We start from the raw sequence: 25,033 nt of genomic DNA, 5'->3' as shown, positions 1-25,033 counted from the left end.
CCATGACCCTGAGTCGCGATGACGCCGCCCAGGTTGCCAAGGTCCTTTCCGAGGCCCTGCCCTACATCCGCCGCTTCGTCGGCAAGACGCTGGTGATCAAGTACGGCGGCAACGCCATGGAGAGCGAGGAGCTGAAGGCCGGCTTCGCCCGCGACGTGGTGCTGATGAAAGCGGTCGGCATCAACCCGGTGGTGGTGCATGGCGGCGGCCCGCAGATCGGCGACCTGCTCAAGCGCCTGTCGATCGAGAGCCACTTCATCGACGGCATGCGCGTCACCGACGCGGCGACCATGGACGTGGTGGAGATGGTCCTCGGCGGCCAGGTGAACAAGGACATCGTCAACCTGATCAACCGCCACGGCGGCAGCGCCATCGGCCTGACCGGCAAGGACGCCGAGCTGATCCGCGCGAAGAAGCTCACCGTGACCCGCCAGACCCCGGAGATGACCAAGCCGGAGATCATCGACATCGGCCACGTGGGCGAAGTCACCGGGGTCAACGTCGGGCTGCTGAACATGCTGGTCAAGGGCGACTTCATTCCGGTGATCGCGCCGATCGGCGTGGGCAGCAACGGCGAGTCCTACAACATCAATGCCGACCTGGTGGCCGGCAAGGTGGCGGAAGCGCTGAAGGCCGAGAAACTGATGCTGCTGACCAACATCGCCGGCCTGATGGACAAGCAGGGCCAGGTGCTGACCGGGCTGTCCACCGAACAGGTCAACGAGCTGATCGCCGACGGCACCATCTACGGCGGCATGCTGCCGAAGATCCGCTGCGCCCTGGAAGCGGTGCAGGGCGGCGTGACCAGCGCGCACATCATCGATGGCCGGGTGCCGAATGCCGTGCTGCTGGAAATCTTCACCGACAGCGGCGTCGGCACCCTGATCAGCAACCGCAAGCGTCACTGATCGCCCGCCACGGCGCGCTCCGGCGCGCCATGCGGTTCCTCCATTAGCGTCGCGCGGCCAGCGTGAAGACCTGGTCCAACGGGCTCGTGCCCTCGCTACGGAAGGTCGCCGGGCTCACTCCCGTCCAGCGCTTGAACGCGCGCCTGAAACTGCGGATGTCACGGTATCCCACTTCCTCGGTGATGCGTTCGATGGACATCCCGGGGTTGCCCAGCAGGCTCATCGCCCGCCCTCGTCGCACCTGTTCCAGCAACGCCTCGAAGGTCAGCCCGTGTTCGGCCAGCCGGCGCCGCAGGGTGCGGCTGCTCATGTTCAGTTCGGCGGAAATCCTTTCGATCTGGCTGCCCAGGCTGAGGTCGCGGGCGATGGCCCGTTCCACCGCCTGGACCAGGTCGAGTTTCCGGTGCACCTGGGTGCTTTCCTGCTCCAGCAGGGCCAGCGCCTGGCGCAACGCCGGCAGGTTGTGGTTGGGCAGGCGCATGTCCAGCCAGTGGCTGGCGATCGCCATGCGGTTGTGCAGGCAGCCGAAGCGTACCTGGGGGCCCAGCAGGCGCAGGTACTCGCCCGCGTAGGGCGGAGCGGCATGGATGAGTTCGATGCCCAGCGGTTCGAACGCCGGGCTGACCAGGGCACGCCCATACACCAGCAGGCTGGCGAAGAACTCCTCGATGGCGAACACCTGCACCTCGCTGCTGGGCAGGTGGCATTCGACCTCGACGAAGAAGGTGTCGCCCTGCTGGTAGACGCTGGAGGTGACGATACCGCCCGAGCTGTGCTGGTAGCGCACGCCGATGTCGAACGCGTCGCGCAGGGTCCGGCACAGCGACAGCACATGGCCCAGCAGGCCAAGGGTGCCGAGCACGTTCTGGTGTCCGACCCACAGCCCCAGTCCCCGCTCCGGCAGGGCCTGGAGGGCACGCTGGATCATGCTCACGGCCTGGCGGTAGGAGATGCGCTGGGTAGGGTCCTGCAGGTCTTCGACGGTGAAGCCCAGGCCCCGGCACAGCCGCGCGGGATCGACACCATGGCCTTCGACCACCTCGGCCAGCGTCTGCAGCAGGAAGGTGGATACCTGGGCGAGTTCGTAGCGCGCATCGGCGGCATTGTTGTGCATGGGCGAAATCCTGAGCCGGTCTCGGCTTCGTTCTTGTTCTGGCGGTGGATCGCGACATGGGATGAGCGTCCCATCATATAGCGTTCCGCACAGATGTAACAAAGCATTGCGCAGTGTCCGCAAATCCCCCCCTCGCTGACCGTCAATGCCCTGCCTCGGCCTGCCGTTAGGGCTTATTCCTATGCCGTGCCCCGAGCCACGCCAACAATAATAAGAGCCCGCCCATGAACCCGATCCGCCCCCACAGGCCCCTGCGCCTGGCCGCCTGCGTCACCCTCGCCGTCAGCTGCTGCACCCACGCCAGCGAAGGCGGCGTGGACAACATTGGTCCAGGAACCGACGGTTTCTTCACCCTGCCACTGGACGTCGACAACCTCCCCGACCACATGTTCGCCTTCAACGTCTACTACAACCACTACGAAGCCAGGAAGCTGAACATCAGCTCCTTCGGCGGCAAGGTGTCCGACGTGAAGATCAGCTCGGATGCGATCATCCCTCGCCTGGACTACCTGAGCCCGCTGCGGATCTTCGGCGGGCGCCTGGGCGGCTACATCGCCCAGCCCTATCTCCGCCAACGGGTGGCCGCGTTCGGCCTGAGCGACGAACGGGAAAGCATGGGCGACACCACCTTCGCGCCGATCATCCTCTGGGACATGGGCAAGGACCTGACCCTGGCCGCCGCCGTGGAGGTCACCGTGCCCACCGGCAAGTACGATGCCGAGCGGCTGGCCAACACCAGCAACAACTTCTACACCTACAAGCCGCTGTTCTCCTTCACCTGGCTGCCCACCGAACGCACCGAGCTGTCGCTGAAGGCCACCTACAGCTTCAACATGGAAAACCACGACACCGACTATCGCTCGGGGCAGATCTTCCATTTCGACTATTCCGCCAGCTACCGGGTGACCGACAACCTGCGCCTCGGCCTGAACGGCTACTACCTCAAGCAGACCACCGACGACAAACAGAACGGCGAGACCGTACGGGTGTTCGGTTTCGGCGAGGAAGTCGACGACGGCGTACGCGGCCAGGTCTTCGCCATCGGCCCGGCCGTGCACCTGACCTTCCTCAAGTACGCCAGCGCGGAGATCCGCTGGGCCAAGGAATTCGACGTGGAGAACCGCCCCGAGGGCGACATGCTCTGGGCCAAGCTGACCATTCCGTTCGAACTCTGAGGCATCGGAACGAAGCGGCAGCCCGGTATCCGCGGGCTGCCGCCATCGACGAGGAAAAGCGCCAGGCGTCCTAGGCGTAAACCGGCCAGCGCTCGACGATCCGCCCGCCGCGCAGCGCCAGCAGGTCGCCGAATTGCAGCAGCACCGACTCGCTCTGGGTCGGCCGCAGGAAGACCTGGTCGTCCACCTCCAGGCCCACCGAAGGCGAGCCGTTGACCATTTCCTGGTTCGAGCTGCGCCCGTAGATGCCGTTGCTGCGCAGTCCCTCGGGCGAGGCGAAGTCGGCCATCCAGTTGCCGCCGTAGATGAAGAAGGTGCCGCGCTGGTTGGGGTCCCACCAGGAAAACAGCCGGGACTTGCCGTCCAGCGCCGGGATCTGCACCGTGCCGGTGCTCTTGAGTACCGGCGTGGCGATGTAGACGGCCGGCACATGCTCGGCCAGGGACGCCAGGTCGTAGTGGCTCGGCTTGAGCATGGCGGTGCCCACCGAGACCTCGCTGCTCAGCGTTTCCTTCTCGTGCATGCGATAGCTGGGGCTGCCGGCGGTATTCAGGGTCAGCTGTGGTGTCCACAGCGCGGCGAAGCGCTGGCGGGCGAAGTCGACATGTCCCTGGTAGAGCGCCATGACCTTGGCGAACAGCTCCTCGGGCGAACCGAGGATGCCCGGCACCCCCATTCCGACGAAGGGGTCGTAGCCCATGAAGCCAGCGAACTCCAGGTACTGCGGATGCGCCGCGATCAGCGCCAGCAATTCGCCCAGCGCGGCCTGGTCGGCCACTCCGCCGCGATGCAGGCCGACGTCCAGTTCGATGTTGACGCGCATCCGGGTACCCAGCCCCTGGGCCAGCGCCAGGTACTGACGCAAGCGCTGCGGCGTATCGATCAGCCATTGCAGCTGCCGCGCCGGGTCGAACGCACCCTTGTGCTCGCGGTAGAACAGTTCCGCCGAACGCACCGGCAACGGCTTGCCGAGGAGGATGTCGGCATCCGCAAAAGCGACCGCGTCGTGGTTGAGGAACGGTTGGTGGAAGGACATCAGCCGCCGGGTGCCGGCGCGCCTGGCGATGTACGCCAGCAGGCCGGGCGAAGGCAGCGATTTCTCCACCAGCCGCAGATGCTTGCCGCCGCGGCGGACCGAACGCATCACCACATCGATGTTGTGGTCCAGGCGATCGAGGTCGATGAGCAGCACCGGGCACATCGGGCCATTGGCCTTGAGTTCGCGGTTCAGCGCGCGGAAATAGTCGTCGTACGGCCCGCCACGGTCGGCGGGACGCATCCAGGCGGCAGTTCCCGCCAGCAGCGCGCCGGCCCCGAGGCCGGCGAACATGAACTTGCGTCGATTCACGGCGTCGCTCCTTTCAGGTCACGCCCAGGATGGAAGAGAGGTGCGCATTGAGGAACCGCCCGCGGGGATCCAGCGCCTGGCGCACCTCGGCGAATGCCTTCCAGCGCGGATAGAGCCCCTGCAACTGGTGCGCGTTGAGGCCATGCAGCTTGCCCCAGTGCGGCCGCCCGGCGTATTTCCAGAAGATCGGTTCCACCGCGGCGAAGAAGTTGTGGTGGTCCATGCTGTAGTGCTGATGCACGGAAATGGAACAACTGTCGCGGCCCTCGAACATGCTCAGGGGAATGTCGTCGGCCTTCACGTAGCGGTACTCGATGGGAAACCAGGTGCGCAGGTCCTTGTCGCGGATCAGCGCGAGGATCTCCCGCAGGCAGGCGGGGCCATGCTCGGCGGGGACCGAGTACTCCATCTCGTTGAAGCGCACGTTGCGCACGTTGGCGTAGACCGCATAGGAATCGTCGACCCGCTCGTCGAAGCGGGCGAAGTGGCGCAGGCTGTTGAGCAAGGTGCGGCGGGTCTCCGGGAAGTCGCTGAGGTACTTGTCGAGACCTTCGATCAGGCCGACGAACTCGTTGCCGCCTTCCTTCGCCGGGTCCAGGGGCGGGGTCTTCGGCTCGTCGGTCTCGTTGAGGGCGATCGACAGGGCGTAGTCGGAATGGGTCACCACCAGCATCTCCCAGTGCTGGTTCTCGCGCGTATTCTTCTCCACGTCTTCCAGCAATTCCTCGGTCCGGGCGATCCACTGCCGTTCACGCAGGCGGTAGGCCGCGCGGTTCTGCAGGCGCACCCGGGTCACGACGCCCAGCGCCCCCAGCGAGACCCGCGCGGCATCGAACACCTCCACGTTGCGCTTGGCGTCGCACTCGAGCACCTCGCCGCTCGCGGTGACCAGTTGCAGACCGCGAACCTGGGCGGAATAGGAACCGAAGCCGACCCCGGTGCCATGGGTGGAAGTAGCGATGGCGCCGGCCAGGGTCTGGTAATCGATATCGGCCATGTTCACCAGCGCCTGGCCGATCTCCTTGAGCGGAGCGCCCATCTGCGACATCGGCGTACCGCCGCCGAACTCGGCCTGGAGGGTCACGCTGTCGTGGCTGAGCAAGCCGCTGAAGTAGGCGAGCGAGAGCAGGGTGCCGTCGGTCGGGACCAACGCGCTGAACGAATGCCCGGAGCCCACCGGGCGGATCCTGCCGGACGCCTGGCGGATGATCCGGACCAGTTCGTCGAGGTCTTTCGGTGCCTCCCGCGCCAGGGGCAGGCAGCTTTGCGCGCCGGACCAGTTGCGCCAGGGAATCAGGCGCGGTGCGCGGAGCAACTCCGCCAGCGCGGGGTTTCCCACCATGGCGGCGAACGCACCGAGCGCTCCCGCCCGTTGCAGGAGCTGGCGTCGCGACAGATGACTTGGCATGCCGGTATCCCCTATCGGTCCTGCGCTGCGGACATGAAATCGATCAAAGCCCGGAACTGTTCTTCCGAGCACTGCATGCACATGCCCATGGGTGGCATGCCCTTGTAGCCGTTGATGCTGTGGTCCAGCAGGGTGTCGATGCCCTGCGCCAGGCGTGGCGCCCAGGCAGCGGCATCGCCGGTCAGCGGCGCGCCGGAGGCGGGATTGGCGTGACAGAGCTTGCAACTGGCGGAATACACCTGCGCCAACGCAGGGTCCGCAGGGACACGCTGGGAATCGGCGGCCCGCGCCGGCGGCTCCGTGGATTCTCCGCAGGCCACCAGCATCAGGCCCAGGGCAAGCAGCAACCCCGGGCGGCAAAGGCGCGAGTTGCCCGGTCCGGGGCGGAGCGTGGACGACATGGTGTTCCTCTCTCGTTGCGCACGGCGTGCGTTCTCGTCGAACAACACTAAGGCCGCGACGCCCCGAGGATGAGGGCAATGCGGGCCAGCGACGGGGGGTTCTGCGGCCAGCCCTTTCGCACCGCGCGATGGCGGTCTAGAGTCGATGTCTGCAGCAGCGTCGAGGAGCCGGCATGAGCAGCGCAGCACAGCGCCAGAACTACACCTTCTTCCATTCCCTGCGGGTTCGCTGGGCGGAGGTCGATCCGCAGGGCATCGTCTTCAACGGCAACTACCTGACCTATCTCGACGTCGCCACCACCGAGTACTACCGCCAGCTCGGCATGTCCTACCCGGCCGACCTGCTGCGCGGCGGAGGCGACCTGTTCGCGGTGAAGAGCACCCTGGAATACCGCGCCCCGGCGCATTTCGACGACTGGCTGGACATCGGCACCCGCGTGGCGCGGCTGGGGCGCAGCAGCCTGGTTTTCGAGCTGGGCATCTGGCGCGACGAGCAGTTGCTCACCGTCGGCGAGCTGGTCTACGTCTATGCGGATGCGAACGAGCGACAGAGCCAGCCCCTGCCGGACTGGCTGCGCGAGAAGATCAGGGCGTTCGAGCGACAGTCGCCAGTGGAATCAGGGACTCACGCCGAGTAGCTGGGAGAGCCGCGCGCGGTCGGCGGCATAGGTTCTTTCCGCGTCTTCGCGGGCCTTCTGGAAACGCCCGATCTCGCCCTGCAGGCGCTTTTCCTCCTGCTTGAGATCGTCCAACTGGTCCACCAGCGCCTGCGCCACCGGACGTCCGGCACGCTCCTGGTTGGCCGCCTGGCCTTGCAGGTTGGCCTGTTGCAGCTTGAGCGACTGCAGGTTGCCGCGCGCCACGCTGCTCAGCCCGTCCAGTTCCGCCAGGCGCCGTTCGCGAGCGCGGTCGACGTCCTCGAGGCTGGAATACAGGCGCAGCAGCTGCGCATCGGAGCTGGCCTGGGCTTGGGCCGCCTTGCGCTGCCGCAGTTCCTCGGCGGTCGGCGCCGGCGGTACGGTGCGGATAACCCGGCCCTGGTCGTTGAGGACCTGGTAGCCCTTGCCGATGTACTGCGGCGGCACACCCTGGCGGTCGAGCACCACCACGCCCTTGTCGTTGACGTAGCGGTACAGCTCCACCGCTCCGCCCGGCGCCGCCTGGGCGCCGAAGGAAAGCCCCTGGAGCACCAGCCCCAGGGCCATCAGGCAACGCATTACATCCTGTCCGACCATGCCAGTCCCTTGTGAAAGGTTCAGATACCGTATTGGGCGCGATAGGCCTCTACCGCCGGCAGATGCTTCTTCAGTTCAGCATCTTCGGCAAGATATTCCAGCACCTGCTCCAGGGAAACGATGCTCACCACCGGCATGCCGAAGTCGCGCTCGACCTCCTGGATCGCCGACAGCTCGCCCTTGCCACGCTCCTGGCGGTTCAGCGCGATCAGCACGCCCGCGGCCCTGGCGCCCTGGGCGTCGATGATCTGCATCACTTCGCGGATCGCGGTGCCGGCGGTGATCACGTCGTCGATGATCAGCACCCGGCCGCTCAGCGGCGCGCCGACCAGCGTGCCGCCTTCGCCGTGGTCCTTGGCTTCCTTGCGGTTGAAGCACCAGGGCAGGTCGCGTTGGTGCTGCTCGGCGAGGGCCACCGCGGTGGTGGCGGCCAGGGGAATGCCCTTGTAGGCCGGGCCGAACAGGACGTCGAAGTCGATTCCGCTGTCGATCACCGCCTCGGCGTAGAAGCGTCCCAGGCGGGCCAGCGCCAGGCCGCTGTCGAACAGGCCGGCATTGAAGAAATAGGGGCTGGTGCGCCCGGACTTGAGGGTGAACTCACCGAAGCGCAGAACCCCGCGCTCGATGGCGAAACGAATGAAATCGCGCTGATACGCCTGCATGAATGACACCAAGCCGCATGAATTTAGCTAAACCGTTTGAGCTCGGGTATCATACACGCACGTGATTTTGGGGGCCATTTATGCGGATCATCAGTGTGAACGTGAATGGTATTCAGGCTGCGGCCGAGCGCGGTTTGCTCAGTTGGCTGCAAGCACAGAATGCCGACGTGATCTGCTTGCAGGACACCCGAGCCTCCGCCTTCGATCTGGATGACCCGTCCTTCCAACTGGACGGCTACTTCCTTTATGCCTGCGATGCCGAGCTACCCGAACAGGGCGGTGTCGCACTCTACAGCCGTTTGCAGCCCAAAGCTGTGATCAGCGGCTTAGGTTTCGAAACGGCCGATCGTTACGGGCGCTACCTGCAAGCCGACTTCGACAAGGTGAGTATCGCCACCCTGCTGCTGCCTTCCGGGCAGAGCGGAGACGAGAGCTTGAACCAGAAATTCAAGTTCATGGACGACTTCACCCATTACTTGAGCAAGCAGCGTCGCAAGCGCCGCGAATACATCTACTGCGGCTCGCTGTACGTCGCCCATCAGAAGATGGATGTGAAGAACTGGCGCGAATGTCAGCAGATGCCGGGCTTCCTCGCGCCCGAACGGGCCTGGCTGGACGAAGTGTTCGGCAACCTCGGCTATGCCGACGCCCTGCGCGAAGTCAGCCGCGAAGGCGACCAGTTCAGCTGGTGGCCGGACAGCGAACAGGCCGAGATGCTCAACCTCGGCTGGCGCTTCGACTACCAGGTGCTGACCCCCGGCCTACGCCGCTTCGTGCGCAACGCCAAGCTGCCGCGCCAGCCGCGCTTCTCCCAGCATGCGCCGCTGATCGTCGACTACGACTGGCAGTTGAGCATCTGAGCCCTGTCAGACACGAAAAAGCCGGCGCATGCGCCGGCTTTTCTATTTCCCGTGCGGCCTACTTGATCAGCCGCAGGCAGAACGGATAGCGATAGGCCTTGCCTTCGTTGGCCTTGATGCCGGCGATGATGGTCAACACCAGCGCCGCCAGGCAGACCAGGCCGAGCAGGAAGAAGCCGATCACCACCAGCATCAGCAGGAAGCTGACGAACATCGCCAGCGCCACGGTGATCTGGAAATTCAGCGCTTCCTTGCCCTGGGCGTCGACGAACGGATCGCTCTCGCGCTTGAGTTGCCAGACGATCAGCGGCCCGAGCAGGCTGCCGAAGGGAAACACCAGGCCGATGAACGCCGCGAAATGGCAGAACATCGCCCATTGCCGGGCTTCCTGGCCGGGGGTCGCGGCGACCTCTTCGGATACATCGTTCATGTAGCGCTCCTTCTCCGGGGCCCGGCAGGCAGTGCCGGGCGTCTGCTCATTCGGCCAGCGCGGCGCGCTGAAGTTCGAACAGCTCCTGCATGCCCTGCTGGGCCAGTTCGAGCATGGCGTTCAGCTCGGCGGGACGGAACGGCGCGCCTTCGGCGGTTCCCTGCACCTCGATGAAGCCGCCGGCATCGGTCATCACTACGTTCAGGTCGGTTTCCGCGGCGGAATCCTCCAGGTAGTCCAGGTCGAGGACCGGCACGCCCTGGTAGATGCCCACGGAAACGGCGGCGACCATCTGCTTCAGCGGATTGCCCTTGAGCGCGCCACGCTTCTTCAGCACCGCCAGGGCGTCGATCAGCGCCACGGTGGCGCCGGTGATCGAGGCGGTGCGGGTGCCGCCGTCGGCCTGGATCACGTCGCAGTCGATGTACAGGGTGTTCTCGCCGAGCTTGCTGAGGTCCAGCGCCGCTCGCAGGGAACGGCCGATCAGGCGCTGGATCTCCAGGGTACGACCGCCCTGCTTGCCGCGGCTGGCCTCGCGCTGGTTACGCTCGCCGGTGGAGCGCGGCAGCATGCCGTACTCGGCGGTCAGCCAACCCTGGCCCTGGCCCTTGAGGAAGCGCGGCACCCCGGACTCGGCGCTGACGGTGCAGATCACCTTGGTATCGCCGAACTCGACCAGCACCGAACCTTCTGCGTGCTTGGTGTAATGGCGGGTGATGCGGATCGGGCGCAGCTGGTCGGCGGCACGGCCACTGGGACGATTCATCGTGGATATCCTGTACTGAGAAAGCGGAATTGGCCGCCATTATAGAGGCCAGCCCGGGCTCTCAACCACCGTCGGCGTGCGGGCCCCGCCGGACGTGGGTTACAATGCCCGGCTCGAATCACGGCAGCCGCGCGCGTCCGGCGCCGAACGCACTCCCCACACGACTATCGAGGTAGACCCATGGTGCACAGCATGACCGCCTTCGCCCGCGTCGAGCAGGCCGGTACCCACGGCACCCTGAGCTGGGAGCTGCGCTCGGTCAACCACCGTTACCTGGAGCCCCACCTGCGCCTGCCCGACGCCTTCCGCGACCTCGAAGGCGCGGTGCGCGAGGCGCTGCGCCAGGGCCTGTCGCGTGGCAAGGTGGAATGCACCCTGCGCTTCGCCGAGGAAACCGCCGGCAAGAGCCTGCAGGTCGACCAGGAGCGCGCCCGCCAACTGGTCGCCGCCGCCGAAGGCGTAGCCGCCCTGATCCGCCAGCCGGCGCCGCTCGATCCGCTCGCCGTGCTGGCCTGGCCCGGCGTACTGGTGGCCGACTCGGCCGATCCGCAGGCACTCAACGCCGCCGCCCTGGAAGCCTTCGGCCAGGCCCTGGAGCAACTCAAGGCCGGCCGCTCGCGCGAAGGCCAGGAGCTGGCGAAGCTGCTCAACGATCGGCTCGACGCGATGCTGGTGGAAGTCGGCAACCTGCGCGAACTGGTGCCGACCATGCTGGCCAACCAGCGGCAGAAGATCCTCGACCGCTTCGCCGAACTCAAGGCCGAACTCGATCCGCAGCGCCTGGAGCAGGAACTGGTCCTGCTGGCGCAGAAGAGCGATGTCGCCGAGGAACTGGACCGCCTCGCCACCCACGTCGGCGAGGTCCGCCGGGTCCTCAAGGCCGGCGGCGCCGCCGGTCGGCGCCTGGACTTCCTGATGCAGGAACTCAACCGGGAAGCCAACACTCTAGGCTCCAAGGCGTTCGACCCGCGCTCGACCCAGGCGGCGGTCAACCTCAAGGTCCTGATCGAGCAGATGCGCGAGCAGGTCCAGAACATCGAATGACCGGCGGGCGCCTCCGCCCGATCTCTTTCCAACCCGTACGAAGCACCAGGAACACCTCATGTCCGGCACCCTGTACATCGTTTCCGCTCCCTCCGGCGCCGGCAAGACCAGCCTGGTGAAGGCCCTGCTCGACGCCGCCCCCGAGGTCCGCGTGTCCGTCTCCCATACCACCCGCGGCATGCGTCCGGGCGAGGTGGACGGGGTCAACTACCACTTCACCAGCCGCGAGGAATTCCTCGCCATGCTCGAACGCAACGAGTTCCTCGAGCACGCCGAAGTCTTCGGCAACCTCTACGGCACCTCGCAGCGCTGGGTCGAGAAAACCCTCGCCGAAGGCCTCGACCTGATCCTCGAGATCGACTGGCAGGGCGCCCAGCAGGTGCGCCGGCTGATGCCCGAGGCCCAATCGATCTTCATCCTCCCGCCGAGCCAGGAAGCCCTGCGCCAGCGCCTGACCAACCGCGGCCAGGACAGCGACGAGGTGATCGAGCGGCGCATGCGCGAAGCCGTCAGCGAAATGAGCCACTACGTGGAGTACGATCACCTGGTGATCAACGACGATTTCGCCCACGCCCTGGACGACCTCAAGGCGATCTTCCGCGCCCGCCAGTTGCGCCAGGACGCCCAGCAGCAACGCCACGCCGAACTGCTCGGTCGTCTGCTCGCCTAAATCGGCTCTTCCATAAAGATTGGCGATTTTTTAGACTATTCAGTCCGCCCGGCAAACGTCGGGCTCACTTTTCGTTACGAGGAACACCATGGCCCGCGTCACCGTTGAAGACTGCCTGGACAACGTCGATAACCGTTTCGAGCTGGTCATGCTCGCCACCAAGCGCGCCCGTCAGCTGGCTACCGGCGGCAAGGAGCCGAAAGTGGCCTGGGAAAACGACAAGCCGACCGTCGTCGCCCTGCGCGAGATCGCTTCCGGCCTGGTCGATGAGAACGTCGTCCAGCAGGAAGACATCGTCGAGGACGAACCGCTGTTCGCAGCGTTCGACGACGAGGCCAACACCGAGGCCCTGTAAGCCATGGCCTCGGCTCGACGTCGCCTGCGAGCGCCGCAACCCGCCTACGGGCAGGGGGTGAACCCTTGCCGGGCATAGACGCCTTCGCCGACAGACTGTCGAGCTACCTCGGGCCGGACCAGGTCAACCTGGTCCGCCGCGCCTACTACTACGCCGAGCAGGCCCACGACGGGCAACGCCGCCGCAGCGGCGAACCGTACGTGACCCACCCGCTGGCGGTCTCCAACATCCTCGCCGACATGCACATGGACCATCAGAGCCTGATGGCCGCGATGCTGCACGACGTGATCGAGGACACCGGCATCGCCAAGGAAGCGCTCACCGCGCAGTTCGGCGAGACGGTTTCGGAACTGGTCGACGGGGTCAGCAAGCTGACCCAGATGAACTTCGAGACCAAGGCCGAGGCCCAGGCCGAGAACTTCCAGAAGATGGCCATGGCCATGGCCCGCGACATCCGCGTGATCCTGGTCAAGCTGGCCGACCGCCTGCACAACATGCGCACCCTCGAGGTGCTGTCCGGCGAAAAGCGCCGGCGCATCGCCAAGGAAACCCTGGAAATCTACGCGCCCATCGCCAACCGCCTGGGCATGCACACCATGCGCGTGGAGTTCGAGGACCTAGGTTTCAAGGCCATGCACCCGATGCGCGCCGAGCGCATCCGCCAGGCGGTGAAGAAGGCCCGCGGCAACCGCCGCGAGATCGTCGGCAAGATCCAGGAGTCGCTGGTCAACTGCCTCGCCCGGGAAGGCATGGAAGGCCAGGTGATAGGCCGCGAGAAGCACCTCTACAGCATCTACCAGAAGATGCGCGGCAAGCGTAAGGCGTTCAACGAGATCATGGACGTCTACGCCTTCCGCATCATCGTCGACAAGGTCGATACCTGCTATCGCGTGCTGGGCGCCGTGCACAGCCTGTACAAGCCGTTCCCCGGACGCTTCAAGGACTACATCGCGATTCCCAAGGCCAACGGCTACCAGTCGCTGCATACCACCCTGTTCGGCATGCACGGGGTGCCCATCGAGATCCAGATCCGTACCCGCGAGATGGAAGAGATGGCCAACCACGGGATCGCCGCGCACTGGCTGTACAAGTCCAACGACGAGACACCCAAGGGCACCCATGCCCGCGCCCGGCAATGGGTGAAGGGCGTGCTGGAACTGCAGCAGCGCGCCGGCAACTCGCTGGAATTCATCGAGAACGTGAAGATCGACCTGTTCCCGGACGAGGTCTACGTGTTCACGCCCAAGGGCCGCATCATGGAACTGCCCAAGGGTTCCACCGCGGTCGACTTCGCCTACGCGGTGCACACCGACGTCGGCAACAGTTGCATCGCCTGCCGCATCAACCGTCGCCTGGCGCCGCTCTCCGAGCCGTTGCAGAGCGGCCAGACGGTGGAAATCGTCACCGCCCCGGGCGCCCGGCCGAACCCGGCCTGGCTGAGCTTCGTGGTCACCGGCAAGGCGCGCACCCATATCCGCCATGCGCTCAAGCTGCAACGCCGCTCCGAGTCGATCAACCTCGGCGAGCGCCTGCTGAACAAGACCCTTACCGGCTTCGACAGCCACCTCGAGAAGATTCCCCAGGAACGCATCCAGGCCGTGCTCGCCGAGTACCGCATGGAAGTCTTCGAGGACCTGCTGGAAGAGATCGGCCTGGGCAACCGCATGGCCTACGTGGTCGCCCGCCGCCTGCTGTCCAGCGAGGGCGAGGAAGCGCCAAGCGCCGAGGGTCCGCTGGCGATCCGCGGCACCGAAGGCCTGGTCCTGAGCTACGCCAAGTGCTGCACGCCGATTCCCGGCGACCCGATCGTTGGCCACCTGTCCGCCGGCAAGGGCATGGTGGTGCACCTGGAAAGCTGCAAGAACATCAGCGAAGTACGCCACAACCCGGAAAAATGCATCCAGCTCAGCTGGGCCAAGGATGTCACCGGCGAATTCAATGTCGAACTACGCGTCGAGCTGGAGCACCAGCGTGGCCTGATCGCCCTGCTCGCCACCAGCGTCAACGCGGCCGACGGCAACATCGAGAAGATCAGCATGGACGAGCGCGACGGTCGCATCAGCGTGGTCCAGCTGGTCGTCAGCGTGCACGATCGCGTCCACCTGGCCCGCGTCATCAAGAAGCTGCGCGCCCTCAAGGGAGTGATCCGGATCACCCGCCTGCGTAGCTGACCCGCTTTTTCCTGTGTCATCCGGCGCCCCCGCGCCCACTCGATTTCAGCAAGGAGTTCCCATGACCAAGACCGTTATCCACACCGACAACGCCCCGGCCGCCATCGGCACCTACTCCCAGGCCATCAAGGCCGGCAATACCGTCTACGTGTCCGGGCAGATCCCGCTGGACCCGAAGACCATGGAACTGGTGGAAGGCTTCGAGGAGCAGACCGTCCAGGTGTTCGAGAACCTCAAGGCGGTGATCGAGGCTTCCGGCGGCTACCTGCACGACGTCGCCAAGCTGAACATCTTCCTCACCGACCTGTCGCACTTCGCCAAGGTCAACGAGATCATGGGCCGCTACTTCACCCAGCCCTACCCGGCGCGCGCCGCTATCGGCGTAGCCGCCCTGCCGAAGGGCGCACAGGTGGAAATGGACGCCATCGTCGTCCTCGAATAAGCCGGATGTTCGCGACGGGGCCCAAGGCCCCGTCGCTCTGCATGGAGTAGCACGATGCGCCGCGTGATTTTCCTCGCCGCAGCCGCCACCCTGCTGGCCGGCTGCGCCGGCACGGCCGATCCGTCCGGCACCTGGATCAACCAGGCCGCGATCGACGCCGCGAGCAAGGACGGCAAGCTGCGCGAGGCCCTGCTCGCCTATGGCCCGAACCTGGAATGGAAGCTCGACAGCAAGGCAGGCGAAGCCACCTTCAGCAACGGCTTCGAACTGGGCGAAGGGACCCTGAGCAAGAGCGATGACGAGCACTGGAAGGTTGCCTTCTATGGCGACGACAACCAGGAGAGTCTCGAACTGGACGGCAAGGATCTGATCCAGCAGGCCAGCGCCAACGGCCCGGAACAGCGTTTCCGCCGTCTCGACCCGCAACCCGCGGCCAACAGCCCTGCCGGCAGCGGTTTCGAGCGGGCCTTGTATGGCAGCTATCTGAAGGGCAGCTGGAAGATCCGCGAAGGCCAGGGCCAGGGCGGCAAGGTCGAGTTCCAGGCCAATGGCCTGGTCAGCGGTCTGCCCGGCGCCGAACGCTACGCGCTGTGCCTGGCCGGCGATTGCGCAGCGATGAGCGGCGACAACGACAGCATCTGGCTGCAACAAGGCAACCGCGGCCGCGAATTGCTGTTCAGCCTCGACGACGACGAGCTGCAACTGTTCGAAGCGGTCAATACCGCCGGCGCCAACGAGATGCCCAGCTACGTGCCCGGCAAGCGCGTCTGGCTGCTGGAGCGCTGACGCCTCTCAGAGGGCGGCCAGCACCAGCCAGCCGCCCAGCGCCAGCAGCAGGACGCCGCACAGCCGGTCCAGCGCACCTACCCGCCGTTGCAACCAGCCGCGCCAGCGCGGCCTGTCCAGCAGGCGCACCAGCGCCATGTCCCAGCACAGCACCGCCAGGCTCATCCACGCCAGGCACAGGGCCAGCGCCCAGCCCGGCAGGCTGAAGCGCGCCAGCACGCCGAACAGCCCCGCATAGAAGATCGGCAGCTTGGGATTCAGGCTGCTCGCCAGCAGGCCGTCGCGCAGCCCGCGCAGATAGCCGCCGCGGGACGGGACGTCGCGCTGCGCCGGCATTTCCAGTCGCCTCTGCGCAAGCAGCGCCTGGCCCGCCAGCCAGAGGAAGTACAGTCCACCGAGCGCCTGCAGCCAGCGCAAGGCGCTGTGCGCCGAGTCCGGCACGCTGGCCAACAGGCCGAGCACCAGCAGCATGCTCAGGAGGTTGGCCAGGGCGATGCCGGCGGCCACCCCGTCGGCCTGGCGCCGGCCGCGCAGCAGGGCGGCGCGCACCAACAGGAAGAAGTCCGGCCCCGGCGACAGCAGGGCGGCGAAATGGGTACTGGCGACAAGGACGAACGCAGCGAACATGAAGGCCCCTCGAAACGCGAAGGCCTCCAGTCTGTGCAGCGCGGCGGGCGCCGTATTGGAAAAAACTCAGGTCTTGGCGCTGCGCCGGAACTGCCCCGGAGTGACCCCGGTGAAACGCCGGAAGGTCGTGGAGAAGTGCGCCTGGTCGTAGAAGCCGAGGTGTTGGGCGAGTTCCGCCAGCGGCCGTTCTTCCAGCAACAGGCGCTTGGCCTGGCGCACCCGGCATTGCAGTTGGTAGGTATGCGGCGGCACGCCGTAGGCACGCCGGAAAGCCTCGATCAGGTGGCGCGGGTGGCGCTGCAGCAACTGCGCCAGCTGGTCCAGACCGAGCGCCTCGGTAGCATGCGCTTCCAGGTAATCGCGCAGGCGTGCGGTGGTTCCGCCGTCGCGGGGCGCCGCGGCCGCCGGGCGCAAGCCGCCGTGACGCACGAAGACCTGTTCGAGCAAGGCCAGCAGGCGGCTTTCCAACCCCAATGCGTCGCTGCGCTGGAAATCCTCGGCCAGCCACGCCAGGCCAGCCGCCACGCTGCCGTCGTCGGCCGGGTTCAGTTCGCCGAAGCCGCGCGGCAACTGTTTGCGGCCGAGCAGGCCGAGCAGGCGCGTTTCCTCGACATAGAGCATCCGGTAGACCAGCCGCTCGGATTCGGCGTGCCCGGTATGCGGCTCTTCCGGGTTCATCAGCGACAGGGTGCCGGCCGGCAGCGCATGGCGCCGCCCGCGGCACTGGTAGCCGCCGACGCCGTGGAGGATCGAGCCGATGGCGAAGGCCGAATGGCTGTGGCGGCCGAACGCCTGGCCGGAGAAGTCCGCATGGAACAGCTCCACGCCAGGCAGCCAGGGACGCGCCAACAACCGGTTGGCAGCCATCAGGCGTCCCCGAGTACCGCCGCGTAGCCCTCGCGGTAGCTGGGATAGCGCGGCACCCAGCCGAGCGCCCGGGCGCGGCGATTGCTGCAACGCTTGCTGCCGGCGCGGCGTACCGAATGTTCGTCGGCCCATTGGCTGACGCCCAGGCGCTGGCGCAGGTAGTCGACCACCTCGTGCATCGCCACGGGCGCGTCGTCGACACCGATGTAGCAGTCCTCCAACGCCTGGCCGCCGGCATCGGCGCGCAACAGGAAGGCCAGCAGCCCGGCCGCATCGTCGGCGTGGATCCGGTTGGCATACAGGGGCGGCTCGCTGACCACCCGGTACCCCTGGCGCACCTGGTTGAGCAGCCACTCCCGCCCCGGACCGTAGATGCCGGCCAGGCGCACGCGGGTAGCCGGTATCCCGCTGTCCAGCGCGACCTGCTCGGCGTCGAGCATGATCCGTCCGGAATAGGCCTGGGAAAGCGCCGGCGACTCCTCGTCGATCCAGCCGCCATCGGTCTGCGCGTAGACCCCGGTGCTGGAGACGAACAGCAGGCGCCTGGGCCGCTGGCCGCGGGCCTGCAACCAGCCCAGCACATGGCGCAGGCCGTCGACGTAGGCGGCACGGTAGCCAGCCTCGTCGTGCTGACTGGCGGCGGCGCTGTACACCAGGTAGTCGAGCGGCTCGCTCGGCCACTGCGCGGGACACTCCGGAGCCTGCAGATCGCCAGCCACCGGCAGGATCCCCTGCGGCAAGGCGTCCACCGAGCGACGCAGGCCATGGACCCGCCAGCCATCGGCCAGCAGCGCCTCGCCGAGGCGCCCGCCGACATCGCCGCAGCCGGCGATCATCACTGTTTGCGACATGAAGCCGTCTCCTTCCTACAACAAGGCGGGCAGTGTAGGCGTCGAATCGTCTGCAATGCACGCCCGATCATGCCCCCGGAGGTTGGTTCGCGGCGGTGCAGCCGCTATGCTTGGCCGATCTTAACGGATGAGCAGCCATGACCCTCACCGAACTGCGCTACATCGTCACCCTCGCCCAGGAACAACACTTCGGCCGCGCCGCCGAGCGTTGCCACGTCAGCCAACCGACCCTCTCGGTCGGCGTGAAGAAGCTCGAGGACGAGCTGGGGGTGCTGATCTTCGAGCGCAGCAAGAGCGCCGTGCGCCTGACGCCAGTGGGCGAAGGCATCGTCGCCCAGGCGCAGAAGGTCCTCGAACAGGCCCAGGGCATCCGCGAGCTGGCCCAAGCCGGCAAGAACCAGTTGGCCGCGCCGCTGAAGGTCGGCGCCATCTACACCATCGGTCCCTACCTGTTCCCGCACCTGATTCCCCAGCTGCACCGGGTCGCGCCGCAGATGCCGCTGTACATCGAGGAGAACTTCACCCATATCCTCCGCGACAAGCTGCGTACCGGCGAACTCGACGCGATCATCATCGCCCTGCCGTTCCAGGAAGCCGACGTCCTGACCAAGCCGCTGTTCGACGAGCCCTTCTATGTGCTGATGCCGGCCGACCATCCTTGGACCGCCAAGGCCAGCATCGATTCCGAGCTGCTCAACGACAAGAGCCTGCTCCTGCTCGGCGAAGGCCACTGCTTCCGCGACCAGGTGCTGGAAGCCTGCCCGACCGTGCGCAAGGGCGACGAGAACAAGCACACCACGGTGGAGTCCTCGTCGCTGGAGACCATCCGCCACATGGTCGCCTCCGGACTGGGCGTCTCGGTGCTGCCGTTCTCCGCGGTGGACAGCCACCACTACGCGCCGGGCGTCATCGAAGTGCGCCCGTTCAGCGCGCCGGTGCCGTTCCGTACCGTTGCCATCGCCTGGCGCGCCAGCTTCCCGCGTCCACGCGCCATCGAAGTGCTGGCCGACTCGATCCGCCTGTGCTCGGTGGCCCGTCCGCAAACCCAGGAACAACCGCAAATCGCATGACCGAGCTGTCCAGGGTCCCGGTCACCGCGCTAAAGGGCGTAGGCGCCGCGCTGGCGGAGAAGCTCGCTCGGGTAGGCCTGGAAACCCTGCAGGATATCCTGTTCCACCTGCCCCTGCGCTACCAGGACCGTACCCGCGTCACCGCCATCGGCGCCCTGCGGCCAGGGGCCGACGCGGTGGTCGAGGGCGTGGTGGCCGGCGCCGACGTGGTGATGGGGCGCCGCCGCAGCCTGCTGGTGCGCCTGCAGGACGGCAGCGGCACCCTGAGCCTGCGCTTCTACCATTTCAGCCAGGCGCAGAAGGACGGTCTCAAGCGCGGCACCCACCTGCGCTGCTACGGCGAAGTCCGGCCGGGTGCCTCGGGCCTGGAGATCTACCATCCGGAATACCGCGCGCTGAACGGCGACGAGCCGATTCCGGTGGAGCAGACCCTGACGCCGATCTACCCGACTACCGAGGGCCTCACCCAGCAGCGCCTGCGCCAGTTGAGCCAACAGGCCCTGGCCATGCTCGGCCCCAGCAGCCTGCCCGACTGGCTGCCGGCGGAACTGGCCCGCGACTACCAACTTGGCCCGCTCGACCAGGCGATCCGCTACCTGCACCGGCCGCCGCCGGATGCCGACATCGAGGAACTGGCCGAAGGCCGGCACTGGGCGCAGTTGCGCCTGGCCTTCGAAGAACTGCTGACCCACCAGTTATCCCTGCAGCGCCTGCGCGAAGCCGTGCGCTCGCAGGCAGCGCCGCGCTTGCCGGCGGCCAGCCGCTTGCCGAAACGCTTCCTTGCCAACCTCGGCTTCCAGCCGACCGGCGCGCAACGCCGGGTCGGCGCGGAGATCGCCTACGACCTGGCCCAGGACGAGCCGATGCTGCGCCTGGTGCAAGGCGACGTCGGTGCCGGCAAGACCGTGGTCGCCGCCCTCGCCGCCCTGCAAGCCATAGAGGCCGGCTACCAGGTGGCGCTGATGGCGCCGACCGAGATCCTCGCCGAGCAGCATTTCCTCAACTTCAGCAAGTGGCTCCAGCCGCTGGACATCGAAGTCGCCTGGCTGGCCGGCAAGCTCAAGGGCAAGGCCCGCGCGGCGGCACTGGAACGCATCGGCGACGGCGCGCCGATGGTGGTCGGCACCCACGCGCTGTTCCAGGATGAAGTGAAATTCAAGCGCCTTGCACTGGCGATCATCGACGAACAGCACCGCTTCGGCGTGCAGCAGCGCCTGGCCCTGCGCCAGAAGGGCGTGGACGGCAGGCTCTGCCCACACCAGTTGATCATGACCGCCACGCCGATCCCACGGACCCTGGCGATGAGCGCCTATGCCGACCTCGACACCTCGATCCTCGACGAGCTGCCGCCCGGGCGTACCCCGGTGAATACCGTGCTGGTGGCCGACAGCCGCCGTATCGAGGTGATCGAGCGAGTCCGCGCGGCTTGCCGCGAAGGGCGCCAGGCCTACTGGGTGTGTACCCTGATCGAAGAGTCCGAGGAGCTTACCTGCCAGGCCGCCGAGACCACCTACGAAGAGCTTTCCTCGGCGCTGGGCGAACTGCGTGTCGGCCTGATCCACGGGCGCATGAAGCCGGCGGACAAGGCCGTGGTGATGGAGGCCTTCAAGGAAGGCATGTTGCAACTGCTGGTGGCGACCACGGTGATCGAGGTCGGCGTCGACGTGCCCAACGCCAGCCTGATGATCATCGAGAACCCCGAGCGCCTTGGCCTGGCCCAACTGCACCAGTTGCGCGGCCGGGTTGGCCGGGGCAGCGCCGCCAGCCACTGCGTGCTGCTCTACCACCCACCGCTGTCGCAGATCGGCCGCGAGCGGCTGGGCATCATGCGCGAAACCAGCGACGGCTTCGTCATCGCCGAGAAGGACCTGGAATTGCGCGGCCCCGGCGAAATGCTCGGCACCCGCCAAACCGGCCTGCTGCAATTCAAGGTCGCCGACCTGATGCGCGACGCAGACCTGCTGCCGGCGGTCCGCGATGCCGCCCAATCCCTCCTGGCGCACTGGCCGCAGCATGTCAGCCCGCTGCTCGAACGGTGGTTGCGCCACGGCCAGCAATACGGTCAAGTGTGATCTATTTCGCTCTCGCTGACCGGCGTAGGTCTCAGTCTTGAAGCAGCTCTGGTTATACTGAGGGAAAATCCAGCTCGCATGGTCTCGTCATGACAGAAGCCGCCCTGGCCTCCGCCGATGCTCCGCACGCCCCCCAGGTCATCCTCCAGCTGCTCGCCAAGCTAGGCATCGCCTGCCGCGAGGTCAGCGACAGCGCGGAGCTGCCTGCCGCCCGCCGGGTCCAGGCGGTGCTGCTGGACGACGCCGTCGGCACCCTGCTGGTGCTGTTCCCGCAGAGCCAGTTGCTGGACCTCGCCCGGCTCACCGAACTGACCGGCCGCAAGCTGCTGGCGATCAAGCCCGAGCGCCTGGAACGAATGCTCGGCAAGCACGAGTTGCACCGCCTGCCGGCGTTGCCGCCCCTGACCAGTTCGCCCTGCCTGTACGACGAGCGCCTGTTGCAGGAACCGCGCCTGCTGATCGAGTCCGGCCAGCCCGGCATCCTCCTGGAGATCGCCAGCAACGACTTCCGCGGCCTGCTGGGCAAGGCCAGCGCCGCGCGCTTCGGCGAACCGCTGGAAAACATCAACCTGAACCTTGACCGCCCGGACGACGACCGCGCGGAAATCAGCCAGGCCGTGCAGGCCTTCACCGCCCGGCGCATCCAGCAGCGCCTGGAGCAGACCATCGAGATTCCACCGCTGCCGCAGACGGCGCAGAAGATCATCAAGCTGCGGGTCGACCCCAACGCCAGCGTCGACGACATCACCGGTCTGGTGGAAACCGATCCGGCGCTCGCCGCCCAGGTGGTCAGTTGGGCGGCCTCGCCCTACTACGCCGCTCCGGGCAAGATCCGCTCGGTGGAAGACGCGATCGTCCGCGTCCTCGGTTTCGACCTGGTGATCAACCTGGCCCTCGGCCTCGCCCTGGGCAAGAGCCTGAGCCTACCCAAGGACCAGCCACAGCAGGCCACGCCCTACTGGCAGCAAGCGATCTACACCGCCGCGGTGATCGAGGGCCTGACCCGCGCCATGCCGCGCGAGCTGCGCCCGGAGTCCGGCCTGAGCTACCTGGGCGGCCTGCTGCACAATTTCGGCTACCTGGTCCTGGCGCATGTCTTCCCGCCGCATTTCTCGCTGATCTGCCGGCACCTGGAGGTCAACCCGCACCTCGGCCATGCCTATATCGAACAGCACCTGCTGGGGATCACCCGCGAGCAGATCGGCGCCTGGCTGATGCGCGTCTGGGACATGCCTGACGACCTCTATTGCGCCCTGCGCTTCCAGCAGGACCCCAGCTACACCGGGCCGAACGCGGTCTACGCCAACCTGATCTGCCTGACCAACCGGTTGCTGCGCAACAGCGGCATCGGCGATGGCCCGCAGCAAGCGATTCCGGTGGCATTGTACGAGCGCCTGGGGATCACCCCGGAGAAGGCCGGGGACGCCGTGAAAAAGGTGCTGGAAGCGGAAGCGGCCCTGCGCGAACTGGCGGCCCAGTTCAATCGCTTGCCGGGGTGACCGGGTAGTCCGCTGCGAAACGCACTACCGAAAGGCTGCGGCCGCAGCCCGGATGAGATCGAAAGCCGCCCTCAGGCGGCTTTCTTCTCCGGAGCCTTCTTCTTCGGCTTGAGGTACTTCACCAGACCCTGGAACCAGATCACCAGCGCCGGATTGCCCTGTATCTGGATGTCCTTGTTCTGGATGCCCTGCATGAAGGCCAACTGCGGGTTCTTCGAAGTCATCGCGGCGAAACCGTAGGCTCCGTCCTTGAACCCCAGGGAAAAAGCCGGTTGCGGATGGGTACCGCGCTTGCTGCTGACGCGCAGGTCCCTGACCAGGTAGTGGCGCGCCACCTTGCCGTCGAGGGTATGCAACTGGAACACCAGGTCCTTGCCCTCGAGCTGCTTCTGGAAAGCGGGATTGTCGCGGCTGGCCTTGGCCATCAGGCGACCAAGCATCCACAGGAGAAGACGAAATTTCATGCACGCGCCTCGATATCCGGGGAGATGAGCGGCGCATTGTAGCTGTTCGCGAGGAGGACTACAGCTGTCCTTTCGATGAGCGCGGAAGCGTCTTCGACGAAGCCCGGAGCCGCTCTGACTCCGGGCTCTCGGCGGTCAGTTGACCGCGTCGCGCAGGGCCTTGCCCGGCTTGAAGGCGACGGTGTTGCTGGCCTTGATCTTCACCGGCTGGCCGGTCTGCGGGTTCTTCCCCGTGCGGGCTCCGCGATGGCGTTGCAGGAAGGTGCCGAAACCGACCAGGGTCACGCTGTCCTTGCGGTTCAGCGCGCCGGTGATTTCATCCAACAGGGCGTTGAGAACGCGATTGGCCTGTTCCTTGGTGAGATCGGCCTTTTCGGCGATAGCGGCGGCTAGTTCTGGTTTACGCATAGTTGCCTCTTTGACGGTTTGTTGTTTTTGTGTCCGTGCTGTCTTCCCAGCAGCGCTCAAAGGCACCGCAGTCCACCGGAACCATAGGCTCTAGACTGCGGTAGACGCGATGGAGGATGGCATGCTCCCGAGGACTGCGCCAGTATCGTCCGACAATTTTGCCGCAAGTCTCGACGGCATAACGGCCGGAACCAATGGCATTCAAGCCATGAGGCCGGGTAACTCTTTGTTCAGGGCCAATTTTTCGTTCACCGCCGCTCCGGTCAGGGCATAACCGATCACTCGACCAGCGGTATCCCGGCACAGGACCTTGAGGTCCGTTCCAGAGCCTTCCACTAGCCATTGGCCATCCATTCCGCGGGGCGGCGGCGACACCACCAGCGGGCAGGCCGGGGTCTTCACCGTCACCGGCATGGGACCGTAGGCCACCTGGCTGGGGTTGCCGGCGAGGGTCTGCGCCAGCGCGCGTGCGCAAGCCATCAGCGGCATCACATAGAGCAGGTTGAGGCCGTCCACTTCGGCGCAGTCGCCCAGCGCGTAGATGTTGGCGTGGGAGGTGCGCAGCGAGCGGTCGACGACGATCCCGCGGTTGACCGCCAGCCCGGCGGCGAAGGCCAGTTCGGTGCGCGGACGCAGGCCGACGGCGGAGACCACCAGGTCGCAGGGAATCACCTCGCCATCCGAAAGATGCGCTTCCAGCCCCTCGCCGGCCTTCTTCAGGCTGGCCAGCACCGGCCCCAGGTGGAAGCGCACGCCGAGGCCTTCCAGGCCTGCCTGCACGGCCTTCGCCGCGGCCGGGTGGAGCAGGCCCGGCATGACCTGCTCGCAAGGCGCCACCACGTCGAGCTGGTAGCCGCCGCTGGAGAGGTCGTTGGCGAATTCGCAACCGATCAGCCCCGCACCGAGCAGCAGTACCCGGCGCTTGCCGGCAGCCGCCTGGCGGAAGCGCGCGTAGTCTTCCAGGTCGTTGATCGGGTAGAGCGCGTCCTGGGCATCGCCCTCGACCGGCACCCGGATCGGCTCCGCGCCCCAGGCCAGGACTAGGTCGCGATAACGCACCTCTTCCTCGCCGATCCAGATCCGCTGATGGCCGGGATCGATACCGGTGACCCGGGTATGGGTCAGGATGCGTGCGTTCAGTTGCTCGGCCATGGCGCCCGGTTCGGCCATGGCCAGGCCGTCGGCGTCCTTGTTCTTCGAGAAGCCGGTGGAGAGCATCGGCTTGGAATAGGAACGGCCGTCGTCGGCGGTGATCATCAGCAGCGGCGTCTCGCTGTCCAGCTTGCGCCACTCGCGGGCCAGGTTGTAGCCCGCCAGGCCGGTTCCTATGATTACCAGGGGCGCACGCTCGCTCATTTCCGTTCCTCTGTGATTGCCGGCGCCGGGCGCCGCTTCTGTGG

General features: G+C 66.5%; 27 protein-coding genes. 13 read left to right on the top strand and 14 right to left on the bottom strand.

The annotated features are described in order from the left end of the window. Nucleotides 1–2 precede the first annotated feature (2 nt). A complete protein-coding gene (argB, locus tag FHW81_RS08230) occupies nucleotides 3–908 on the top strand; it encodes an acetylglutamate kinase (protein WP_003096572.1) in 906 nt (301 codons plus the stop codon). A 43-nt stretch (nucleotides 909–951) separates the two neighbouring features. Here the strand turns inward: argB and sphR are convergent, their stop codons facing one another. After that, the gene (gene sphR / locus FHW81_RS08225; protein WP_003114360.1) at nucleotides 952–2,022 is read right to left on the bottom strand and encodes an AraC family transcriptional regulator SphR; all 1,071 of its coding nucleotides are present in this window, start codon (nucleotides 2,020–2,022) and stop codon (nucleotides 952–954) included. Nucleotides 2,023–2,246: 224 nt separating this feature from the next. Between sphR and FHW81_RS08220 the strand changes: the two genes are divergently transcribed. Then, complete coding sequence (locus FHW81_RS08220; RefSeq protein ID WP_003114361.1) at nucleotides 2,247–3,197, top strand: SphA family protein; 951 nt, start codon at nucleotides 2,247–2,249, stop codon at nucleotides 3,195–3,197. 70 nt (nucleotides 3,198–3,267) lie between these two features. Here FHW81_RS08220 and FHW81_RS08215 read toward each other — a convergent pair whose 3' ends face one another. From FHW81_RS08215 to FHW81_RS08205, 3 genes are all read right to left on the bottom strand, one after another. Continuing rightward, entirely contained in the window at nucleotides 3,268–4,476 is a 1,209-nt protein-coding gene (locus tag FHW81_RS08215) for a DSD1 family PLP-dependent enzyme (protein WP_171893951.1), read from the bottom strand. Between the two features lie 82 nt (nucleotides 4,477–4,558). Then, entirely contained in the window at nucleotides 4,559–5,887 is a 1,329-nt protein-coding gene (locus tag FHW81_RS08210) for a D-arabinono-1,4-lactone oxidase (protein WP_003114363.1), read from the bottom strand. 77 nt (nucleotides 5,888–5,964) lie between these two features. Beyond that, nucleotides 5,965–6,354, bottom strand: a complete 390-nt coding sequence (locus tag FHW81_RS08205) for a c-type cytochrome (protein WP_003098306.1) — start codon at nucleotides 6,352–6,354, stop codon at nucleotides 5,965–5,967. A 173-nt stretch (nucleotides 6,355–6,527) separates the two neighbouring features. On the opposite strand from FHW81_RS08205, the gene FHW81_RS08200 reads away from it, so the two are divergent. Beyond that, nucleotides 6,528–6,992, top strand: coding sequence for an acyl-CoA thioesterase (locus FHW81_RS08200; protein WP_003098308.1), 465 nt, complete (start codon nucleotides 6,528–6,530; stop codon nucleotides 6,990–6,992). On the opposite strand, the gene FHW81_RS08195 is transcribed toward FHW81_RS08200, so the two are convergent. After that, nucleotides 6,972–7,589 (bottom strand): hypothetical protein, encoded by a 618-nt coding sequence (locus FHW81_RS08195; RefSeq protein ID WP_003161150.1) that lies wholly within the window; start codon nucleotides 7,587–7,589, stop codon nucleotides 6,972–6,974. The genes FHW81_RS08200 and FHW81_RS08195 overlap by 21 nt on opposite strands. A 20-nt stretch (nucleotides 7,590–7,609) precedes the next feature. Continuing rightward, on the bottom strand, nucleotides 7,610–8,251 hold the full coding sequence (gene pyrE / locus FHW81_RS08190) for an orotate phosphoribosyltransferase (RefSeq protein ID WP_003096586.1): 642 nt from the start codon (nucleotides 8,249–8,251) through the stop codon (nucleotides 7,610–7,612). Between the two features lie 80 nt (nucleotides 8,252–8,331). Between pyrE and FHW81_RS08185 the strand changes: the two genes are divergently transcribed. Then, nucleotides 8,332–9,111, top strand: coding sequence for an exodeoxyribonuclease III (locus FHW81_RS08185; protein WP_003098313.1), 780 nt, complete (start codon nucleotides 8,332–8,334; stop codon nucleotides 9,109–9,111). Nucleotides 9,112–9,169: 58 nt separating this feature from the next. Here FHW81_RS08185 and FHW81_RS08180 read toward each other — a convergent pair whose 3' ends face one another. Together FHW81_RS08180 and rph are read right to left on the bottom strand one after the other, a co-directional pair. Then, nucleotides 9,170–9,541 carry a DUF4870 domain-containing protein gene (locus tag FHW81_RS08180; protein WP_003096590.1) on the bottom strand — a complete coding sequence of 124 codons (372 nt, stop codon included), beginning with the start codon at nucleotides 9,539–9,541 and terminating at the stop codon, nucleotides 9,170–9,172. 46 nt (nucleotides 9,542–9,587) lie between these two features. Continuing rightward, complete coding sequence (rph, locus tag FHW81_RS08175) at nucleotides 9,588–10,307, bottom strand: ribonuclease PH (protein WP_003096595.1); 720 nt, start codon at nucleotides 10,305–10,307, stop codon at nucleotides 9,588–9,590. Nucleotides 10,308–10,487: 180 nt separating this feature from the next. On the opposite strand from rph, the gene FHW81_RS08170 reads away from it, so the two are divergent. The 6 genes from FHW81_RS08170 (at nucleotide 10,488) to FHW81_RS08145 (ending at nucleotide 15,775) form a co-directional block, all read left to right on the top strand. Beyond that, nucleotides 10,488–11,351: a YicC/YloC family endoribonuclease gene (locus FHW81_RS08170; protein WP_003096599.1), complete on the top strand. Its 864-nt coding sequence runs from the start codon at nucleotides 10,488–10,490 to the stop codon at nucleotides 11,349–11,351. Nucleotides 11,352–11,409: 58 nt separating this feature from the next. Beyond that, nucleotides 11,410–12,021, top strand: coding sequence for a guanylate kinase (gene gmk / locus FHW81_RS08165; protein WP_003098317.1), 612 nt, complete (start codon nucleotides 11,410–11,412; stop codon nucleotides 12,019–12,021). A gap of 88 nt (nucleotides 12,022–12,109) precedes the next feature. Then, nucleotides 12,110–12,376 (top strand): DNA-directed RNA polymerase subunit omega, encoded by a 267-nt coding sequence (gene rpoZ / locus FHW81_RS08160; RefSeq protein ID WP_003096602.1) that lies wholly within the window; start codon nucleotides 12,110–12,112, stop codon nucleotides 12,374–12,376. Between the two features lie 65 nt (nucleotides 12,377–12,441). Next, nucleotides 12,442–14,547 (top strand): bifunctional GTP diphosphokinase/guanosine-3',5'-bis pyrophosphate 3'-pyrophosphohydrolase, encoded by a 2,106-nt coding sequence (gene spoT, locus FHW81_RS08155; protein ID WP_003096603.1) that lies wholly within the window; start codon nucleotides 12,442–12,444, stop codon nucleotides 14,545–14,547. Between the two features lie 61 nt (nucleotides 14,548–14,608). After that, the gene (locus FHW81_RS08150; protein WP_003096609.1) at nucleotides 14,609–14,989 is read left to right on the top strand and encodes a RidA family protein; all 381 of its coding nucleotides are present in this window, start codon (nucleotides 14,609–14,611) and stop codon (nucleotides 14,987–14,989) included. A 54-nt stretch (nucleotides 14,990–15,043) separates the two neighbouring features. Then, on the top strand, nucleotides 15,044–15,775 hold the full coding sequence (locus FHW81_RS08145; protein WP_016852265.1) for a hypothetical protein: 732 nt from the start codon (nucleotides 15,044–15,046) through the stop codon (nucleotides 15,773–15,775). Nucleotides 15,776–15,781: 6 nt separating this feature from the next. Here FHW81_RS08145 and FHW81_RS08140 read toward each other — a convergent pair whose 3' ends face one another. From FHW81_RS08140 to FHW81_RS08130, 3 genes are all read right to left on the bottom strand, one after another. Continuing rightward, entirely contained in the window at nucleotides 15,782–16,402 is a 621-nt protein-coding gene (locus FHW81_RS08140) for a LysE family translocator (RefSeq protein ID WP_003096613.1), read from the bottom strand. Between the two features lie 66 nt (nucleotides 16,403–16,468). Further along, nucleotides 16,469–17,269: an AraC family transcriptional regulator gene (locus FHW81_RS08135; protein WP_003114367.1), complete on the bottom strand. Its 801-nt coding sequence runs from the start codon at nucleotides 17,267–17,269 to the stop codon at nucleotides 16,469–16,471. Next, nucleotides 17,269–18,120 (bottom strand): SDR family oxidoreductase, encoded by an 852-nt coding sequence (locus tag FHW81_RS08130; protein ID WP_003121310.1) that lies wholly within the window; start codon nucleotides 18,118–18,120, stop codon nucleotides 17,269–17,271. Before FHW81_RS08130 ends, FHW81_RS08135 begins: the two co-directional genes overlap by 1 nt. Before the next feature lie 137 nt (nucleotides 18,121–18,257). On the opposite strand from FHW81_RS08130, the gene oxyR reads away from it, so the two are divergent. The 3 genes from oxyR (at nucleotide 18,258) to FHW81_RS08115 (ending at nucleotide 22,761) form a co-directional block, all read left to right on the top strand. After that, complete coding sequence (gene oxyR / locus FHW81_RS08125; RefSeq protein WP_003096622.1) at nucleotides 18,258–19,190, top strand: oxidative stress transcriptional regulator OxyR; 933 nt, start codon at nucleotides 18,258–18,260, stop codon at nucleotides 19,188–19,190. Further along, nucleotides 19,187–21,262 carry an ATP-dependent DNA helicase RecG gene (recG, locus tag FHW81_RS08120; protein WP_003096624.1) on the top strand — a complete coding sequence of 692 codons (2,076 nt, stop codon included), beginning with the start codon at nucleotides 19,187–19,189 and terminating at the stop codon, nucleotides 21,260–21,262. The genes oxyR and recG overlap by 4 nt, the downstream gene beginning before the upstream one ends. An 89-nt stretch (nucleotides 21,263–21,351) precedes the next feature. Further along, a complete protein-coding gene (locus FHW81_RS08115; protein ID WP_033980847.1) occupies nucleotides 21,352–22,761 on the top strand; it encodes an HDOD domain-containing protein in 1,410 nt (469 codons plus the stop codon). 71 nt (nucleotides 22,762–22,832) lie between these two features. Here FHW81_RS08115 and FHW81_RS08110 read toward each other — a convergent pair whose 3' ends face one another. The 3 genes from FHW81_RS08110 to alkT all read right to left on the bottom strand — a co-directional run bounded on the left by FHW81_RS08110 (nucleotide 22,833) and on the right by alkT (nucleotide 24,989). Then, on the bottom strand, nucleotides 22,833–23,225 hold the full coding sequence (locus FHW81_RS08110; protein ID WP_003096629.1) for a hypothetical protein: 393 nt from the start codon (nucleotides 23,223–23,225) through the stop codon (nucleotides 22,833–22,835). Nucleotides 23,226–23,360: 135 nt separating this feature from the next. Continuing rightward, on the bottom strand, nucleotides 23,361–23,633 hold the full coding sequence (locus FHW81_RS08105) for an HU family DNA-binding protein (protein ID WP_003096630.1): 273 nt from the start codon (nucleotides 23,631–23,633) through the stop codon (nucleotides 23,361–23,363). 201 nt (nucleotides 23,634–23,834) lie between these two features. Further along, the gene (alkT, locus tag FHW81_RS08100) at nucleotides 23,835–24,989 is read right to left on the bottom strand and encodes a rubredoxin-NAD(+) reductase AlkT (protein ID WP_003098326.1); all 1,155 of its coding nucleotides are present in this window, start codon (nucleotides 24,987–24,989) and stop codon (nucleotides 23,835–23,837) included. Nucleotides 24,990–25,033 lie beyond the last annotated feature (44 nt).

Origin of the sequence: Pseudomonas sp. RC10-4-2 (assembly GCF_050433085.1) — a bacterium.
Classification (GTDB): domain Bacteria; phylum Pseudomonadota; class Gammaproteobacteria; order Pseudomonadales; family Pseudomonadaceae; genus Pseudomonas; species Pseudomonas aeruginosa.
Note: the sequence above shows the minus strand (reverse complement) of the source record. Positions and strands in the feature narration are given on the sequence as shown.

Excerpts from the sequence above, each read along its gene's own strand:
- FHW81_RS08150 (WP_003096609.1), top strand. The coding sequence starts at position 14,609 with ATGACCAAGACCGTTATCCACACCGACAACGCCCCGGCCGCCATCGGC.
- FHW81_RS08115 (WP_033980847.1), top strand. The coding sequence starts at position 21,352 with ATGACAGAAGCCGCCCTGGCCTCCGCCGATGCTCCGCACGCCCCCCAG.
- FHW81_RS08185 (WP_003098313.1), top strand. The coding sequence starts at position 8,332 with ATGCGGATCATCAGTGTGAACGTGAATGGTATTCAGGCTGCGGCCGAG.
- FHW81_RS08170 (WP_003096599.1), top strand. The coding sequence starts at position 10,488 with ATGGTGCACAGCATGACCGCCTTCGCCCGCGTCGAGCAGGCCGGTACC.
- FHW81_RS08110 (WP_003096629.1), bottom strand. The coding sequence starts at position 23,225 with ATGAAATTTCGTCTTCTCCTGTGGATGCTTGGTCGCCTGATGGCCAAG.
- argB (WP_003096572.1), top strand. The coding sequence starts at position 3 with ATGACCCTGAGTCGCGATGACGCCGCCCAGGTTGCCAAGGTCCTTTCC.
- FHW81_RS08135 (WP_003114367.1), bottom strand. The coding sequence starts at position 17,269 with ATGGCTGCCAACCGGTTGTTGGCGCGTCCCTGGCTGCCTGGCGTGGAG.
- recG (WP_003096624.1), top strand. The coding sequence starts at position 19,187 with ATGACCGAGCTGTCCAGGGTCCCGGTCACCGCGCTAAAGGGCGTAGGC.
- sphR (WP_003114360.1), bottom strand. The coding sequence starts at position 2,022 with ATGCACAACAATGCCGCCGATGCGCGCTACGAACTCGCCCAGGTATCC.
- oxyR (WP_003096622.1), top strand. The coding sequence starts at position 18,258 with ATGACCCTCACCGAACTGCGCTACATCGTCACCCTCGCCCAGGAACAA.
- rph (WP_003096595.1), bottom strand. The coding sequence starts at position 10,307 with ATGAATCGTCCCAGTGGCCGTGCCGCCGACCAGCTGCGCCCGATCCGC.
- gmk (WP_003098317.1), top strand. The coding sequence starts at position 11,410 with ATGTCCGGCACCCTGTACATCGTTTCCGCTCCCTCCGGCGCCGGCAAG.
- FHW81_RS08200 (WP_003098308.1), top strand. The coding sequence starts at position 6,528 with ATGAGCAGCGCAGCACAGCGCCAGAACTACACCTTCTTCCATTCCCTG.
- FHW81_RS08180 (WP_003096590.1), bottom strand. The coding sequence starts at position 9,541 with ATGAACGATGTATCCGAAGAGGTCGCCGCGACCCCCGGCCAGGAAGCC.
- FHW81_RS08210 (WP_003114363.1), bottom strand. The coding sequence starts at position 5,887 with ATGGTGGGAAACCCCGCGCTGGCGGAGTTGCTCCGCGCACCGCGCCTG.
- pyrE (WP_003096586.1), bottom strand. The coding sequence starts at position 8,251 with ATGCAGGCGTATCAGCGCGATTTCATTCGTTTCGCCATCGAGCGCGGG.
- FHW81_RS08145 (WP_016852265.1), top strand. The coding sequence starts at position 15,044 with ATGCGCCGCGTGATTTTCCTCGCCGCAGCCGCCACCCTGCTGGCCGGC.
- FHW81_RS08105 (WP_003096630.1), bottom strand. The coding sequence starts at position 23,633 with ATGCGTAAACCAGAACTAGCCGCCGCTATCGCCGAAAAGGCCGATCTC.
- FHW81_RS08215 (WP_171893951.1), bottom strand. The coding sequence starts at position 4,476 with ATGCGTCCCGCCGACCGTGGCGGGCCGTACGACGACTATTTCCGCGCG.
- alkT (WP_003098326.1), bottom strand. The coding sequence starts at position 24,989 with ATGAGCGAGCGTGCGCCCCTGGTAATCATAGGAACCGGCCTGGCGGGC.
- FHW81_RS08195 (WP_003161150.1), bottom strand. The coding sequence starts at position 7,589 with ATGGTCGGACAGGATGTAATGCGTTGCCTGATGGCCCTGGGGCTGGTG.
- FHW81_RS08205 (WP_003098306.1), bottom strand. The coding sequence starts at position 6,354 with ATGTCGTCCACGCTCCGCCCCGGACCGGGCAACTCGCGCCTTTGCCGC.
- FHW81_RS08140 (WP_003096613.1), bottom strand. The coding sequence starts at position 16,402 with ATGTTCGCTGCGTTCGTCCTTGTCGCCAGTACCCATTTCGCCGCCCTG.
- FHW81_RS08130 (WP_003121310.1), bottom strand. The coding sequence starts at position 18,120 with ATGTCGCAAACAGTGATGATCGCCGGCTGCGGCGATGTCGGCGGGCGC.
- rpoZ (WP_003096602.1), top strand. The coding sequence starts at position 12,110 with ATGGCCCGCGTCACCGTTGAAGACTGCCTGGACAACGTCGATAACCGT.
- FHW81_RS08220 (WP_003114361.1), top strand. The coding sequence starts at position 2,247 with ATGAACCCGATCCGCCCCCACAGGCCCCTGCGCCTGGCCGCCTGCGTC.